The following is a 16,178-nucleotide window of genomic DNA, read 5'->3' on the forward strand; positions in this document are numbered from 1 at the left end:
ACACAAGCAATAGAGCCACTTTCAAAGCGTTTCAGTTTGGTCAAGGCGGGCGAAAATTTTAACCACAGGAATACATTTAGTATTTCGAAGATAGCGCTATGTTTCGCTGCGTGCAAAATTTGAGCCCAACGCAAAAGATCGGCCTGAATGGGACGTTTTGAAACTGGCTCAATGCAATGATAAATTAACATTATATAAATAATAACAACACAAGGAGAGGTGAGTTATGTACTCAGAAGTAGTAATGGATCACTTCAAAAAGCCCAGAAACGTTGGGGAGATGAAAGATCCGGATGGAGTGGGAGAAATAGGCAACCCTGTCTGTGGCGATATGATGAATATATACATCAAGGTTAAAGATGATATAATTGAGGATATAAGTTTTCAGACATTTGGCTGCGGAGCTGCTATTGCCGTTTCAAGTATGCTTACGGAAATGGCCAAAGGCAAAACCATAGAAGAAGCCAAAAAGATCACCAACAAATCAGTAGCTGAGGCACTTAAAGGCCTTCCAAAAAACAAACTTCACTGCTCAAACCTTGGAGCTGATGCGCTCCAACTCGCCATAAAAGACTATGAAGACCGAAAGGCAGGAAAAGTCAGAGTTAGACTGCCTATGGAAGATGCCCACACACATGCTGATGGTGATGCATGCAAATGCCCATATTGCAGTGGCGAAATTGATCCCAAACATGAATTCTGCGAAAATTGCGGACGGGAAATCAGTGACATTCATTAAAATTTTAGAAGGAGTTCAATAGATGAAGTTAATAAATCTTGATTATATATCAGCTAACCCTCTCTTGCCGGAAGTTCAGGAAGCCATGATCGGAGCAATTAAAAAGGACTACGGCAACCCTTCAAGCACCCACAGCTTTGGGGACGGAGCCAGAGATGCAATTGAAAAGGCCCGTGAAAGTGTTGCACAATTAATAAACAGTCCATCGCCTGAAAATATAATCTTTACTTCATCCGGAACAGAGTCAATTAATCATGCCATAAAAGGTGTGGCCTTTGCTCATGCAAAAAAAGGAAAACACATCGTAACATCGAATATAGAACATAATTCGGTCTTAAAATCTCTACGCAGATTAACAAAATCAGGTTACACGGTAACCTCTGTCGAGGTTGATAAACATGGTCTTGTGGACCCGGCAAATGTGGAAAAGGCTATAACCGATGAAACCATATTGATATCAATAATGCATGCCAATAATGAGATAGGCACGATTCAGCCGATAAAGGAAATAGCCCGTATAGCAAAAGAAAAAAATGTGCTTTTTCATTCCGATTGCGTAGCCTCTGTCGGAGTAATACCAATTGACGTTCAGGACTTGGGAATAGACCTGATAAGTTTTGCCGCCAATCAGTTCAATGGCCCTTCCGGAATAGGAGGTCTTTATATCCGGAAAGGAGTTGCTCTCTGGCCTCTGCTTGACGGAGGAGGCCAGGAATACGGAAGACGCGCCGGTACGGAAAATCTGATAGGTATAATAGGTATGGGGGTAGCGGCAGACCTTGCTTTCAGCCAAAGACAATCCCGCTTAAGTTATACTAAAAATCTTAAGAACAGACTTATAGCCGGGTTGAAAGAAAATATCGAAGATGTCATTATAAACGGACACCCTGAACTCTCCCTTCCCAATCTTGTATCTCTTTCTGTAAAATACATAGAAGGTGAAAGTATCGTCCTTATGCTGGATGAAGAAAATATAATGGTTTCCACCCGGTCGGCCTGTGCTTCAGGATCTCTGAGAGCATCGCACGTTCTTCTTTCCATCGATTTGGACTATGCCGATGCACAGGGAACTCTTATAATAACTTTTGGCAAAGATACTACCGAAAATGAAATAGATAAGTTTGTCGAGGTGTTGAAAAAAGTTGTTGCTACCTTAAGAGAAATGTCCCCTTTAATTAAAAAGCGCAAGATCTGAAGGTATTAAAATAACGAATTCATACTTCTGATAAAAATAATTATTTTAAATGGAAAGCCTTTAACACATTGACATAATTATCCGGTTTAATCTTTAAATATTTAAGGAAATGCAACTATGAGTTGGGATTGGGAAAAACTTAAGAACCAGCAGGAAAGCAAAAAAGTAGTCCCGCCGCAAGTGGAAAACTTTTTTAAGAAGTTTTCCAAATATAAAATTCCGGGACTGCCGATAGTTATTCTTGTTATCCTTGTTGTGTTTCTTGCCTCGTCAATGTTTTACACTGTGGGGGTTGATGAGGTAGGAATCGTGCAACGGTTTGGAAAATATATAAAAACAACCCAACCCGGGCTTAATTTCAAACTACCGGCTTTCATAGATAAAGTAACCAAAGTAAAAGTAAGGCGTGTTTATAAAAAGGAGTTTGGTTTCAGCTCAACAAGATCTGTAGGAAGACAGCTTTTCTCCTCTCCTCAAACTGAAAGCGAAGATGTATCCCTTATGCTTACAGGAGATCTGAATGTAGCTCTTGTCCCATGGATAGTACATTACAGAATTAATGAACCATATAACTTCTTATTCAAAATAAGAGATGTTGATTCCCTGCTATCGGATATGTCCGAAGCTGCAATGCGGCTTGTTATAGGAGACAGAAGCATAAATGAAGTCATAAGCAAGCGCGGAGAAATAGCAGACGAAGCAAAGCGTGTTCTTCAGGCTGAACTTGATAAATCCGAAGCAGGAATAAGTATTGTTACAATTGAAATGGAAAAAACCAATGTGCCTGAGTCTGTTCAGCCGTCATTTAATGAAGTAAACCAGGCGGTTCAGGAAAAAGAAAAACTGATCTATCAGGCAAAAGAGGAATATAACAAAGAATTACCTCAGGCAAGAGGTGAAGCCGAAAGGACAATCAGAGTAGCTGAAGGATATGCTCTGGACAGAGTGAACCGGGCAGGTGGTGACGCTTCAAGATTTGTTTCGCTTTACAATGAATATGTGAAAGCAAAGGATGTAACCCAAAGAAGGATGTACCTTGAAATGTTACAGGATCTTCTGCCTAAACTTGGAAATAAATACATAATAGACGCCAATCAGAAGAATCTTTTACCGTTTCTAAATCTTGAAAAACAAACAGGTGCCGTAAAAAATGAAAAATAGAGACATCATACTGATAGGTTGTATAATTGCAATTGTGATCACATTAGGTTCCGCTTTTATCGTGGACGAAACGGAACAGGTGGTTTTAACGCAATTCGGAAAGGTTATCAGATCTCCTATAAAAGAACCGGGAATTTATTTTAAATTACCGCTTTTGCAGGAAGCAAATTATTTTCCTAAAAATCTCTTGCAATGGGACGGTAACCCCGGCCAGGTGCCTACCCTTGACAAAACATATCTCTGGGTTGATACTTTTGCACGCTGGAAAATAGTAGATCCGATAAAATTTTTTCAGACTGTCAATAATATAAGCAGCGCTCTGGGAAGACTTGACGATATAATAGATCCTGCCGTAAGAAATTTTATTACCTCCTATAAGCTCATAGAAACAGTGCGCGAAAGTAACAGAAAACTTGATACATTTGAACCGGGAATAGAAAAAATAGAACAAGAGTCCCAGCCGTCACTTACCATTTCCGCCGGAAGAGAAGTTATAATGAAAAAAATCCTTGAACAGGCTCAACCTAAACTGGCGCAATTCGGCATAGAGCTGGTTGATGTTAAGATAAAACGTATAAATTATGTCAGGGAAGTCAGAGAATCCGTATATGGCAGAATGATTGCGGAACGAAAGCAAATAGCTGAAAAATTCCGCTCGGAAGGTCATGGTGAAGCTCAAAAAATCATCGGGGAAAAAGAACGCGACTTAAAGCAGATAACCTCAGAAGCATATAAAAAGGCACAAGAAATCAAAGGAAAGGCTGACGCGGAAGCTACAAAGATATATGCCAAAGCTTTCGGCGCTGATCCGGCTTTCTATTCTTTTGTAAAAACCCTTGAGGTTTACAACAACTCCCTGGGCAAAGACAGCTCTCTTGTTCTGTCAACAGATTCAGAGTTGTTTAAATATCTTAAAGGATATCAAAAAAAATAAATTGATTTAAAAACAATCAGGTGCCTGAAAACGATGGAAAATATACATCCCATACTGGATGCAGCTGATATAGAACGTATTATCGCAAGAATTGCCCATGAAATTCTTGAAGTTCATAAGGGTGCCAACAATTTCTCTCTTGTAGGAATTCAAACCCGAGGCGTTTTTCTGGCTAAAAGGATACAGGCATTAATAAAAAAGATCGAGGGCATTGAAATACCGGCAGGAATAGTTGATATCACTCTTTATCGTGATGACTGGACCAGAATAAGCCATAATCCTGTAGTTCAGGCAACCGATGTTTTCTTTTCCATAGACGGAAAGCAGGTTATACTGGTGGATGATGTCCTTTTTACAGGCAGGACAATAAGGGCTGCCATGGATGCAATAATGGACTATGGAAGGCCGGATCGTATCGAGCTTGCAGTACTTGTAGACAGAGGGCACAGAGAACTTCCTATTCAGGCAAACTATGTCGGCAAGCATATTTCAACAGGTTTGTCCGAAAGTATAAACGTACTATTAACCGAGTGTGACGGTATAGATAAAGTCGTTCTGGAAAAAAGATAAATTATGGGAGTTAAAGATCATAAAAAGCATGCCCCGAAAAGTATAAATGTCGGCGTTATTTCCGTTTCATCAACAAGAACTGAAAAAACCGATGAAAGCGGAAGCTGGATAAAAAAACTGGCGATTAAAGAAGGGCACAATATAACATTCTATCAGGTTATACCTGATGATATATATAAAATTGCAGAGACAACCAGAGAAGCTGTTTTTGAGCAAAAAGTTCAGGCGCTCCTGCTTACCGGAGGCACAGGAATTAGCAGCAAAGATGTTACAATTGAAGCAGTTCGCCCCTTGTTTGAAAAGGAGCTGACAGCTTTCGGACCTGTATTCAGCCAGCTTAGTTTTGAAGAAATAGATTCGGCAGCGCTGTTATCCCGGGCCACAGCAGGAATTATTGGAAATGCCATTGTTTTTTGTATGCCCGGCAGTCTGAAAGCCTGCAAGCTTGCCTGCAAAGCTTTGATTTTTCCGGAACTTGGGCATCTTGTAAAACATATCATGGAAGGATAGTGCTTCATGGGAAATATATTCCGGGTATCCCAGAATCCTTTTTCCGGAACTCATATTCTGATGTTTCGGGGTGATGCACAGACTTTTACTCTTACAATCTCTGCCCCTCTCAGAGGAAAAGCCTGGCTTCGTACAAACATAGGACATGCAAGAACCTCAAGAAGTGAAATAATAAGAGAAGTAATTCATGACGAACCGCCTTTAGGAAGAGACTGGTTTGACCTTCCAATGAAAAAAATCGATGACCTGACTTTTGGCATTACAGTGCCTCTCTGCGAAGTCGGGCATTTTGAAGCCAAATGTTATTTTCTGAAAAAGGATGATGTTGATCCTGTATGGCCTGACGGGCCCAATACCACAATAAATGTAGAACCTGCCGCAACCTGTTGCGCCAATATCATTTACAATGCTTTTGTACGTCAGTTCGGACCCAACAAAGAGGGCAAAGGAGCCGCTGATCCGACACAAGCGGACTGGATACAAAACCTTGATGCAAAAGGATATACAGTAATCCCTCCCTCGGGAAAATTTCGTGATCTCATCCGTGAACTTGATTTTATTATCGGCAAGCTGGGATGCAGGGCTATCCAGCTTCTTCCTATTAACCCCACTCCCACAACATATGCGCGCATGGGCCGTTTCGGCAGTCCATACGCAGCATTAAGTTTTACAGCTGTTGATTCTGCGCTGGCCGAATTCGACACCAAAGCAACGCCTCTTGAACAGTTCATTGAGTTGGTTGACGCCATTCATACCCGCAGCGCAAAAATCTTAATAGATATTGCAATCAATCACACCGGCTGGGCGGCATCTCTGCATGAAACAAACCCTGAGTGGCTTGTACGTGGCAAAGACGGGCATATACAAGTGCCGGGTGCATGGGGTGTGCGCTGGGAAGATCTTACAATGCTGGATTATTCAAATAAAGATATGTGGGATTATATGGCGGACATATTTCTTACATGGTGCCGAAGAGGTGTTGACGGATTCCGCTGCGATGCCGGTTATATGGTTCCTCTTTCCGCATGGCGGTTTATCATATCTTTAGTCAGAGAGCAATTCCCCGATACTATTTTTTTCCTGGAAGGATTGGGAGGCAGAATATCAGTTACCCGTGATCTTTTAAATACAGGCAACTTTAACCTGGCTTATTCCGAATTATTCCAAAATTACGACCGGGGTCAGATAGAACATTATCTTCCCGATGCGATTGCTATCTCCTCTGAAGACGGTATTCTTCTCCATTTTGCAGAAACCCATGATAACAACAGACTCGCTTCACGCTCTGTAACTTATGCCAGAATGCGTACCACTTTATGTGCTCTCATATCCTGCGAAGGATCTTTTGGTTATGCAAATGGGGTTGAATGGTTTGCTACAGAAAAAATTAATGTGCACGGCGCATCTTCTCTTAACTGGGGAGCAGAAAAAAACCAGGTTGATCATTTAAAAGTGCTTTCAAATATTCTTAAGGCCCATCCTGCCTTTTTCAATAAAACGGAATTGAGTTTAATCCATCATGGAGAGGGAAATTATATTGTCCTTTTCCGCAATAATATCCCAAGCGGAAAAAAACTGCTTATAGTTGCAAACCTTGATGACAACAATCAAACTCTTGCCTCATGGGATGCAAAAAAAGCCGGGATGAAGGATAGATTTTATATTGACCTTCTTACATCAAAGAAAATTACTGTTGATTCAGAAGGTGATTATAATTCATTCCTTCTTAATCCAGGCATGGTGTTATGTCTGACAAATGATGAAAATGATCTTGATCTTATAAACATTAAAGCTGAAAAAGATTTTATCGTACCTGAAAAAGTTGCAAAACAGAAAATGAACGCAAAGGCGCTTGATATTCTGAGTATATATAACGGAAATAACGATATAGGAGATTTCGATATTGAAAAGGCATCCAAATCTCTTGCCGATGATCCGATTGAATTCTGCCGGAGCCTGAATCCGTTTTCCGGTGAAGCCAGAGTAAAAGTATGGAACTGGCCCAAAGATGTAAGGCGGGAAGTAATGATACCGCCCTCATATTTTCTTATGATAGTTGCTGATAAACCCTTTCAGGCATTAATAACAGACTGGAATTTTGTTATATCCAACGAAGAAAGCCTGCCCCGTTCGGATGGTTTGTTTTTTGCGCTGTTTTCTCCTCTTCAGTCGCCTATAAAGCACCGGCAACTTACTCTTAAACTCACTGTATACGAAGCAGGACAGGCAAACCACGCAAAGGCGCCTCTTCTTTTTCTGTCTGAACCGGAAGACATCAGACTCAAAAGAGTGTTCAGCCGTTCCCAATTGCTGAAAAACCCGATCGGCATGCTTGATACTAACGGACGCGGCGCAATGCTTCATGTTCCTGTATTCTGGGGAACCTTGAATAGTAAATATGATGCTATTCTTGCAGCAAATACAAGCAGCGAATATCCTGTGGACAGGCTTGTTGCTTTTTCGAGATGCCGGGCATGGGTAGTATTCCAGGGTTTTTCACAAGACGTATGCGCAGATTGCTTTGATTCCTTTGAATTTGATTACAAAGACGGCGGGCTCTGGCGCTACCGCATACCAACAAGTCAGGGTGAACACATTCATCTTAATATTAGACTTTACATGGTAAGTGGTGAAAATTCAGTCCGTATTATTTTTTCACGTCTGTATTCAAATAAGCAGGATAGAAATTTATCCGACGATAAGGTGATAAAGCTTATTTTAAGACCGGATATTGAATACCGCAATTTTCATGAAACAACCAAAGCTTTCAAAGGGCCCGAGCATTTATGGCCCGGCGCTGTGTCTGCAAAATCTTCAGGGTTTATGTTTGCGCCTGATGCAGAACTCGGACTTTTCATGGATATTTCAAAAGGTGATTTTTCTTATGAGCCTGAATGGCAGTATATGATCTTCAGGTCTTTAGAAGCCCAAAGGGGCCTTGATCCCAATTCGGATCTCTTTAGTCCGGGTTATTTTCAAACCTTTCTTAAAGGAGGAGAAGAAGTTGTTTTATCTGCCTGCGTTGATAGTAAAATAAAGCATAAATCTTCATGCCCGGAACCCGAAGAAAAAGATTCATCTTTTAAAAAGCGGCATCCCGGTTTAAAAATCGAGGAAGCATTAACCTTAGCTCTTGACCATTATATAACCGCCAGAGGATCTTACAAATCAATAATAGCCGGATATCCATGGTTTCTTGACTGGGGACGTGATTCTCTTATATTTGCAAGAGGAATGATTGCAGCCGGAAAGCATAAAGAAGCAGAGCTTGTAATAAAGCAATTTGCAAGGTTTGAAAAAGACGGAACTATTCCAAACATGATAAGTGGTCACGATGCCGCAAACAGAGATACTTCAGATGCTCCGTTGTGGCTTTTTATTGCCTGCGCCGATTTGCTTAACGCCAAAGGGGAAGATTCTTTTTTAAACCGGAATTTAGATGACAGAAACATTCGAAGCATACTGATTTCCCTGGCATCCCGTTTAATATCCGGCACACCCAATGGAATCTACATGGATTATGATTCCGGATTATTGTTCAGCCCGGCTCATTTTACCTGGATGGATACCAACTATCCTGCATGCACTCCACGCGAAGGTTATCCGATAGAAATTCAGGCTCTGTGGTATAAAGCTCTGTTGTTTCTTTCCCAAATTGATCCATCGGATTCAACAAAAAAATGGGGCGGCCTTGCAGCTAAAGTTCAGAAATCAATTTATGAACTCTTCCCGCTGACAGAAGGCTATCTTTCAGACTGCCTTGATGCCCCATCCGGAGTTACAGCACAAAAAGCCGAAAAGGACGATGCATTGAGACCAAACCAGCTTCTTGCAATAACTCTTGGTGCTGTTTCGGATTTTACCCTGTGTGAACAAATCCTTTGCGCATGTGATGAATTGCTTGTTCCGGGTGCTATCAGAAGCCTTGCCGACAGGCATGTAAACAGGCCTCTTGAAATAAAACTTCACGGCAATGTTCTTAATGATCCGCATAATCCATATAAGGGAACATATGCAGGAGATGAAGATACAAACCGGAAACCGGCTTATCACAACGGAACTGCATGGACCTGGCTTTTCCCGTCTTTTTGTGAAGCATGGGCTATGACATACGGAGATAAAGCTAAAAACAGTGCTTTATCTTTGCTTTCTTCTTCAACACAACATATAATATATGGGTGTACGGGTCATGTGCCTGAAATTGTTGACGGAGATTATCCGCACAAAGCAAGGGGATGCGATGCGCAGGCATGGGGCGCAAGTGAAATGCTGCGTGTATGGATACAGCTTTCAAAATGATAAATCTTGTAAGGATTCAAGTGGTCCAGGATTCAGGGGTTAAGTGAAAGGAAGCGTCTATATCCCAAACGATATTGCAGAACGACACGGGAGAAGAAGAGCACTTGAATCCTCGAACCCCCGAACCATTGAACTTTTATTTTTATATAGAGGATTCTAAAATATGAAACATATACAGCCTTTTCAGGTTTTTCCAATCATACCGGAACCTCTGTCTTTTCTGGATACTTTATCCCGGAACCTATGGTGGAGCTGGCAAAATGATGCAAAAGAGCTTTATAAAAGAATTGATCCGAAGCTCTGGGAAAAATCGGAACAAAATCCGATCGTATTTTTAACAAATACACCTAAAGAACGTCTCGAAGAGCTTGCAGTAGACGGGAGCTTTCTTGCTCATCAGAAACGAATCAGAGATAATTTTGTAATCTCAGTTCTTCAAAAGCTGGACAAACCGGATTCGCCATTTCAACATAACGATAATATTGCATATTTTTCAATGGAATTCGGTATCCATGAGTGTATACCTCTATTTGCAGGAGGTCTCGGAGTACTTGCCGGGGATCATTTGAAAGCTGCATCCGACTTGATGCTTCCCATGACCGGAGTTGGACTTCTTTACAAACATGGATATTTCCGCCAGTTTCTCAGCCAGGACGGAATGCAGCAGGAAGAATATCCTGAGACGGATCTTTATAAAATCCCGGTTGAAAAGGCGCTCGATCTATCGGGAAAATCATTATACGTTACGGTAAACGGGCCAAACGGCAATATTCGTGCACGTGTCTGGAAGTTAAGTATAGGACGAATTCCTCTTTATCTGCTCGATACCAATCTGCCTGATAACCCTCCCGAAATCAGGGACATTACAGCTAATTTATACCCGGCTAATCAGAATAAACGCCTGGCTCAGGAAGTGCTTCTGGGTATAGGCGGCATGCGTGCTTTGGCGGGTATGGGGATATTTCCTTCTGTAGTTCATCTCAATGAAGGTCACAGTACTTTTGCAGGTATTGAACGCATTGCTCAAATCATTTCAAAACACAATGTTGATTATAAAACAGCTCTTGAAATAGTTCCCCGTTCTACTGTTTTTACTACTCATACCCCTGTTATTGCCGGTCATGATGTATTTCCTGCAGAAATTGTAAAACCATATCTTGAAAGCTATAAGGAAGAACTGGAAACAAGTGAAAAGGAAATTCTGTCTTTGGGAAAACCTGCATGGAAAGATTCCGAAGGACAATTTTCAATGTTTATCCTTGGCCTGAGAATGGCTCAATATTGTAATGGAGTCAGTGAGCTTCATGGCTCTGTGGCCCGTAAAATGTGGTCCCATGTCTGGCCGGGTAAGCCGGTTGATGAAATACCCATATCGCATATCACTAATGGTGTTCATGTGCCATCATGGATATCCTATGAAATATCGCTTCTGTTAGACAGGTACCTTGGTACCGGATGGAATAAACATCCATGGGACCCTGCAATTATGAACCGTATCGACGGAATTTACGATGAAGAGCTTTGGCATGTCCATGAAATGAACCGCACCAGGCTTATTCGCAAATGCCGCGAGCTTATGATAAAACAATATGAGAAGCGTAACACTCCTAAAATGATTATGAACGATGTAGAATCAGTACTTGATCAGGATGCTTTGACGATTGTGTTTGCCCGCAGATTTGCAACATACAAAAGGTCTCATCTCTTATTTATGGATCCCGAACGGCTTGAATCAATTCTCACCTCAAAAACACATCCTGTACAAATTATTTTTGCAGGGAAAGCCCATCCAAAAGATCAGGAAGGAAAAGATCTCATAAAATTTGTGATACGATTTGCGCAAAAGCCTGAGTTAAGACATCACCTTATTTTTCTGGAAAACTACGATATCAATACTGCAAGAATACTTGTTCAGGGAGCTGATGTCTGGTTGAACACTCCGAGACGTCCTTTTGAAGCATGCGGCACTTCGGGAATGAAGGCCGCAATAAACGGAGGGCTAAATGTAGGTATACTTGACGGGTGGTGGTGTGAAGGATATTCCGAAGAAAGAGGCTGGCGAATCGGAAAAGGAGAAGAATACTTTGACTCGGAGTATCAGGACAATGTTGAGAGCCAGGCCTTGTATAATGTTCTTACAGATGAGGTTATCCCCTGTTTTTATGACAAAAAAAGTAACAATTACTCACAGGTCTGGCTGAGTAAAATGAAAGAATCCATGAAAATGGCTATGCAGAATTTTTGCAGCCATGTTATGGTTTCAAATTATACAAAACATTGTTATGTTTCGTCAGCAGAAAATAACCGGAATCTTTTATTAAATAGTGCTGCAGAAGCAAGAGCGCATTCATTACAGCGAGAACGCCTGCGTTCACTATGGAAACTTATCAGGATAGAACCGCCTAAAAGAAAAGATCAGGGTCCTTTTCGTGTCGGCGATACTGTCAACGTCTCAACGGAAGTCTTTCTAGGTGAAATCATTCCTGAAGAAGTAGATGTACAGGTATACTACGGCCGCATACACTCTGTTGATTCAGTCACTGATGGTAAATCGGAAGGAATGATTGTTGAAGAAAATCTTGGAAATGGCTGCTATATTTATAGCTGCGCTATAACCTGCAGCGATACCGGAAGGTTCGGCTTAACAGCGAGAGTAATACCAAAAGGTGATGATTGGATAAAAAATACTCAGGATTTTTTAACCTGGGCATAATTGTTTAAGTATTTAATAAAAGGATAGCTAAATGTCTCCCCGTTCGAAAAATAATCCGCGAATACTAATTGTAACACCAGAAGTAACTTATCTACCTGAAGGAATGGGAAACATCACTAATTATCTTACTGCAAAAGCCGGCGGACTTGCCGATGTTTCCGCCGCATTAATTAGTGCTCTGCTTGAACATGGAGCAGATGTGCATGTTGCTCTTCCGGATTACAGGGAAATTTTCAACACCCAGCTTGCCCGTATTTTCGGTAAAGAACTGGATCTGATCCGCAAAAAAGTACCTAATGAAAGAATTCATCTTGCTGAAGACAAGGTGTTTTACTATCTGAATCATGTTTATTCCAACTACGGCTGGGAAAATCTTAAAATAGCTCTGTCTTTCCAGCGTGAGGTGATAAATAATATTATTCCGCGTGTGAGACCGGATCTTATTCATTGCAATGACTGGATGACCGGTCTGATCCCGGCCATGGCAAGAAAGCTCGGCATACCCTGCCTGTTTACCATACATAATATCCACACAACTAAAACTTTTCTGTCTAATATTGAAGATGCGGGTATTGACGCAGCTTCGTTCTGGCAAAATTTTTATTATGAGAATATGTCTTATGATTACTGGGGAACCCGTGAATCAAATCCTGTTGATCTTCTTACAAGCGGAGTTTTTGCAGCTCATTATGTAAATACTGTAAGTCCTGCTTTTTTAAACGAAATAATTGAGGGCAAACACAGTTTTGTTGAAACTTGTCTTCGTCAGGAGCTGTCGAATAAATGGCATTCAGAGTGTGCAACAGGAATTCTGAACGCCCCGGAACCTACTTTCAATCCATCCAAAGACAATGAGATTTTCTATAAATATGGAGCAGATGATTTTGTAAATGGAAAAATCAGGAATAAAAGATCTTTTCAGAAAACTCTGGGACTTATAGAAGATGACCAGGCTCCTTTATTTTTCTGGCCTTCCAGACTGGATTCAATCCAGAAAGGCTCTGAACTTCTTTCACAGATTCTTTATGAAGTCGTTTCTTCTTACTGGGATTTAAATCTTCAGATTGTATTTGTGGCAAACGGAGAATATCAGCCAATCTTTAAAAACATTGTTGATTTTCATAATTTTAATAACAGGGTCGCTGTGTGCAATTTTGATGAAAGGCTTGAGCGTATCGCTTATGCAGCATCGGATTTTGTTCTCATGCCGTCCCGTTTTGAACCATGCGGGCTCCCGCAGATGATAGGAGCAATATATGGTTCTCTGCCGATTGTCCATAACACAGGCGGTCTTCATGATACTATAACTAATCTTGATGTGACTAAAAATATCGGAAATGGATTTTTATTCGATTATTACGATACACAGGGACTTTCGTGGGCAATCAGCCAGGCAATGATTTTTTATAAAACATCTGCCGATATAAAACAAAAACAAATAAAAAGAATCATGCAGCAAAGCATTGACAATTTCAATCATTCCGTTACGGCAAAACAGTATATGGATCTTTATGAAAAGATGTTACAGCGCCCGCTCATAAGTACTTCTTAATAAATACACCGATTGGAAGAGACAATGATAATTCAAGAAAGATATTATAAAAACGACCCTTTCCTGAAACTTTATCAGGATGCTATTGAAAACCGGATAACCAATATAATTAACAAAGAAATTCTTCTTACCAAAGGCAATAATAATCTTGCCGGTTTTGCTTCCGGATATAATTACTTCGGGCTTCATTTTTCAAATAACCAGTGGATCTTCAGGGAGTGGGCTCCTAATGCCGATTCCATATTTTTAATCGGAGAGATTTCCGGTTGGCAGGAAAAAAATAAATACTCATTAAATAAAATCAGCGAAGCCGGTATTTGGGAAATAGTACTTCCCGAAGAAGACCTGAAACATAAAGATTTATACAGGCTGAAGATCCACTGGCCGGGTGGTGAAGGAGACAGGGTGCCTTCATATGCAACCCGTGTAGTACAGGACCCGCAAACCCTTATTTTTAATGCCCAGGTCTGGTTTCCTCAATTTCCTTACAACTGGAGGTTTCCCGATTTTAAATGTTTCAAAGATGCCCCTCTTATCTATGAAGCTCATATAGGCATGGCACAGGAAGAAGAAAAAATCGGTGCTTACAGGGAATTTACTGAAACAATACTACCACGTATCGTATCTTCCGGTTATAATATGATACAGCTTATGGCAATCCAGGAACACCCTTATTACGGATCTTTCGGATATCAGGTTTCCAATTTTTTTGCAGCATCATCGCGCTTCGGAACTCCTGAAGATTTAAAAGAACTGATCGATTCGGCTCATTCGGAAGGAATCGCCGTTATCATGGATATAATTCATTCCCATGCCGTTTCCAATGAAGTTGAAGGCTTAAGCCGGTTTGACGGCACAATTTACCAATATTTTCATGATGGGCCCCGTGGAATGCATAGCGCCTGGGATTCCAGATGTTTTGATTACAATAAAACTGAAGTTCTTAACTTTCTGTTATCAAACTGCAGATACTGGCTGGAAGAATACCATTTCGACGGATTCAGGTTTGACGGCATCACAAGCATGTTATATCTCCATCACGGTCTGGGAGAAGCATTTACTTCATATGATGGCTACTTTGGCCAAGATGTTGATGAAGATGCTCTTACCTATCTCGCCCTTGCAAATAAGCTGATACATGACATCAGGCCGGATGCCGTAACCATAGCTGAAGATATCAGCGGAATGCCGGGACTCGCAGTGCCGGTATCCGAAGGCGGCTTCGGTTTTGATTACCGCTTTGCCATGGGTATACCCGATTTCTGGATCCGTCTTGTTAAGGATTCCTATGATGAAGACTGGTCAACCGGACATCTCTGGTACGAACTAAACAATAAAAGGATAGAAGATAAATCAATAAGCTATTGCGAGTCGCATGATCAGGCTCTTGTCGGAGATCAGTCCCTTATTTTCAGACTGATAGGCGTCGATATGTATGATCATATGACTATAGACGACAACAATTTTCGTGTAGACAGAGGAATTGCTTTACATAAATTAATCAGACTGATTACTCTGTCTACAGCAGGAAACGGGTATTTAAATTTTATGGGAAACGAATTCGGACATCCGGAATGGATAGATTTCCCAAGACAAGGAAACAATTGGTCATACCATTATGCCAGACGTCAATGGCATCTTGTTGACGATCCTATGTTAAAATATCATCTTCTTGCAAATTATGACCGCGACATGATTTCTCTGGCAAAGCAGTTTCATATACTGGAAACTTCTGCTCCAAAGCTTTTATATGAAAATGCATATGATAAGATAATTGCCTTCAGGAGAGCAGGCCTTTTATTTGCTTTCAATTTTCACCCAACCAGCTCATTTACAAATTACTGCTTTGATGCTCCTCCCGGAACATACCAAATGATTTTTGACAGCGATGCTATAATATATGGAGGTCATGGCCGCCTTATACCAGGCCATGTACATAAAACAATTTTTGATGAAACGAAAGACTCAAAGCGTCAGTTTATCAGCCTTTATCTTCCTACACGTACCGGAATCGTTCTGAAATATATAGAATAAGCTTAGAAAATAATGGGAGCGGTTGGCTGATTGAAGAATCTATTTCCGCTCATCGACCCAAAAAACAAAAGCGGTTAAAGAAAAAACCGTTATTAATTTAATTGACGCATTGATTATTAAACGGAAGATCAACACAGATACTACTGGAGTATAACAGAATGATACTTAAAATTGTTTTAGAAAAAGGAATGGATGGTTATATTACGGCATATTGTCCTGCTCTGAAAGGATGTGTTACTCAGGGCCGGACTGAAGAAGCCGCAAAGAACCTCAAGGAAGCCATTGAACTTTATCTCGAAGCAGATCCCGTCGATATCATGCTGCCTGAAGATAAGAGATTGTCATAAAATAACTATAACATTTATGTTGCATAATTTTCAAATTTGCTCCATGATTAGCTCATGGAAAAAGATAGAATATCAAAACGATTTAAAATCCTTGAGCCAATACTCAATGAACGGTTACGCAGGC

11 protein-coding genes are annotated in these 16,178 nt (G+C 40.8%); all 11 read left to right on the plus strand.

Annotation, left to right across the window (positions count from 1 at the left end):
- Nucleotides 1-226: 226 nt before the first annotated feature.
- The 11 genes from nifU to VXK47_RS05550 all read left to right on the plus strand — a co-directional run bounded on the left by nifU (nt 227) and on the right by VXK47_RS05550 (nt 16,054).
- The gene (gene nifU, locus VXK47_RS05500; protein WP_435547771.1) at nt 227-739 is read left to right on the plus strand and encodes a Fe-S cluster assembly scaffold protein NifU; all 513 of its coding nucleotides are present in this window, start codon (nt 227-229) and stop codon (nt 737-739) included.
- A 22-nt stretch (nt 740-761) separates the two neighbouring features.
- Nucleotides 762-1,934, plus strand: coding sequence for a cysteine desulfurase family protein (locus tag VXK47_RS05505; protein ID WP_435547772.1), 1,173 nt, complete (start codon nt 762-764; stop codon nt 1,932-1,934).
- A 117-nt stretch (nt 1,935-2,051) separates the two neighbouring features.
- The gene (hflK, locus tag VXK47_RS05510) at nt 2,052-3,095 is read left to right on the plus strand and encodes a protease modulator HflK (protein ID WP_435547773.1); all 1,044 of its coding nucleotides are present in this window, start codon (nt 2,052-2,054) and stop codon (nt 3,093-3,095) included.
- On the plus strand, nt 3,085-4,029 hold the full coding sequence (gene hflC, locus VXK47_RS05515; protein ID WP_435547774.1) for a protease modulator HflC: 945 nt from the start codon (nt 3,085-3,087) through the stop codon (nt 4,027-4,029). Before hflK ends, hflC begins: the two co-directional genes overlap by 11 nt.
- 33 nt (nt 4,030-4,062) lie before the next feature.
- Nucleotides 4,063-4,599 carry a bifunctional pyr operon transcriptional regulator/uracil phosphoribosyltransferase PyrR gene (gene pyrR, locus VXK47_RS05520; protein ID WP_435547775.1) on the plus strand — a complete coding sequence of 179 codons (537 nt, stop codon included), beginning with the start codon at nt 4,063-4,065 and terminating at the stop codon, nt 4,597-4,599.
- Between the two features lie 3 nt (nt 4,600-4,602).
- Nucleotides 4,603-5,109, plus strand: a complete 507-nt coding sequence (locus VXK47_RS05525) for a MogA/MoaB family molybdenum cofactor biosynthesis protein (RefSeq protein WP_435547776.1) — start codon at nt 4,603-4,605, stop codon at nt 5,107-5,109.
- 6 nt (nt 5,110-5,115) lie between these two features.
- Nucleotides 5,116-9,408 carry an amylo-alpha-1,6-glucosidase gene (locus VXK47_RS05530; RefSeq protein WP_435547777.1) on the plus strand — a complete coding sequence of 1,431 codons (4,293 nt, stop codon included), beginning with the start codon at nt 5,116-5,118 and terminating at the stop codon, nt 9,406-9,408.
- Nucleotides 9,409-9,571: 163 nt separating this feature from the next.
- Nucleotides 9,572-12,121, plus strand: coding sequence for an alpha-glucan family phosphorylase (gene glgP / locus VXK47_RS05535; RefSeq protein WP_435547778.1), 2,550 nt, complete (start codon nt 9,572-9,574; stop codon nt 12,119-12,121).
- Between the two features lie 31 nt (nt 12,122-12,152).
- Nucleotides 12,153-13,673, plus strand: a complete 1,521-nt coding sequence (locus VXK47_RS05540; protein WP_435547779.1) for a glycogen synthase — start codon at nt 12,153-12,155, stop codon at nt 13,671-13,673.
- Between the two features lie 24 nt (nt 13,674-13,697).
- Nucleotides 13,698-15,707: an alpha amylase C-terminal domain-containing protein gene (locus VXK47_RS05545; RefSeq protein ID WP_435547780.1), complete on the plus strand. Its 2,010-nt coding sequence runs from the start codon at nt 13,698-13,700 to the stop codon at nt 15,705-15,707.
- Between the two features lie 158 nt (nt 15,708-15,865).
- On the plus strand, nt 15,866-16,054 hold the full coding sequence (locus tag VXK47_RS05550) for a type II toxin-antitoxin system HicB family antitoxin (RefSeq protein ID WP_435547781.1): 189 nt from the start codon (nt 15,866-15,868) through the stop codon (nt 16,052-16,054).
- The last annotated feature ends 124 nt before the right edge of the window (nt 16,055-16,178 follow it).

Source organism: Desulfobacterium sp. N47, from assembly GCF_051233685.1.
GTDB lineage: Bacteria > Desulfobacterota > Desulfobacteria > Desulfobacterales > RPRI01 > RPRI01.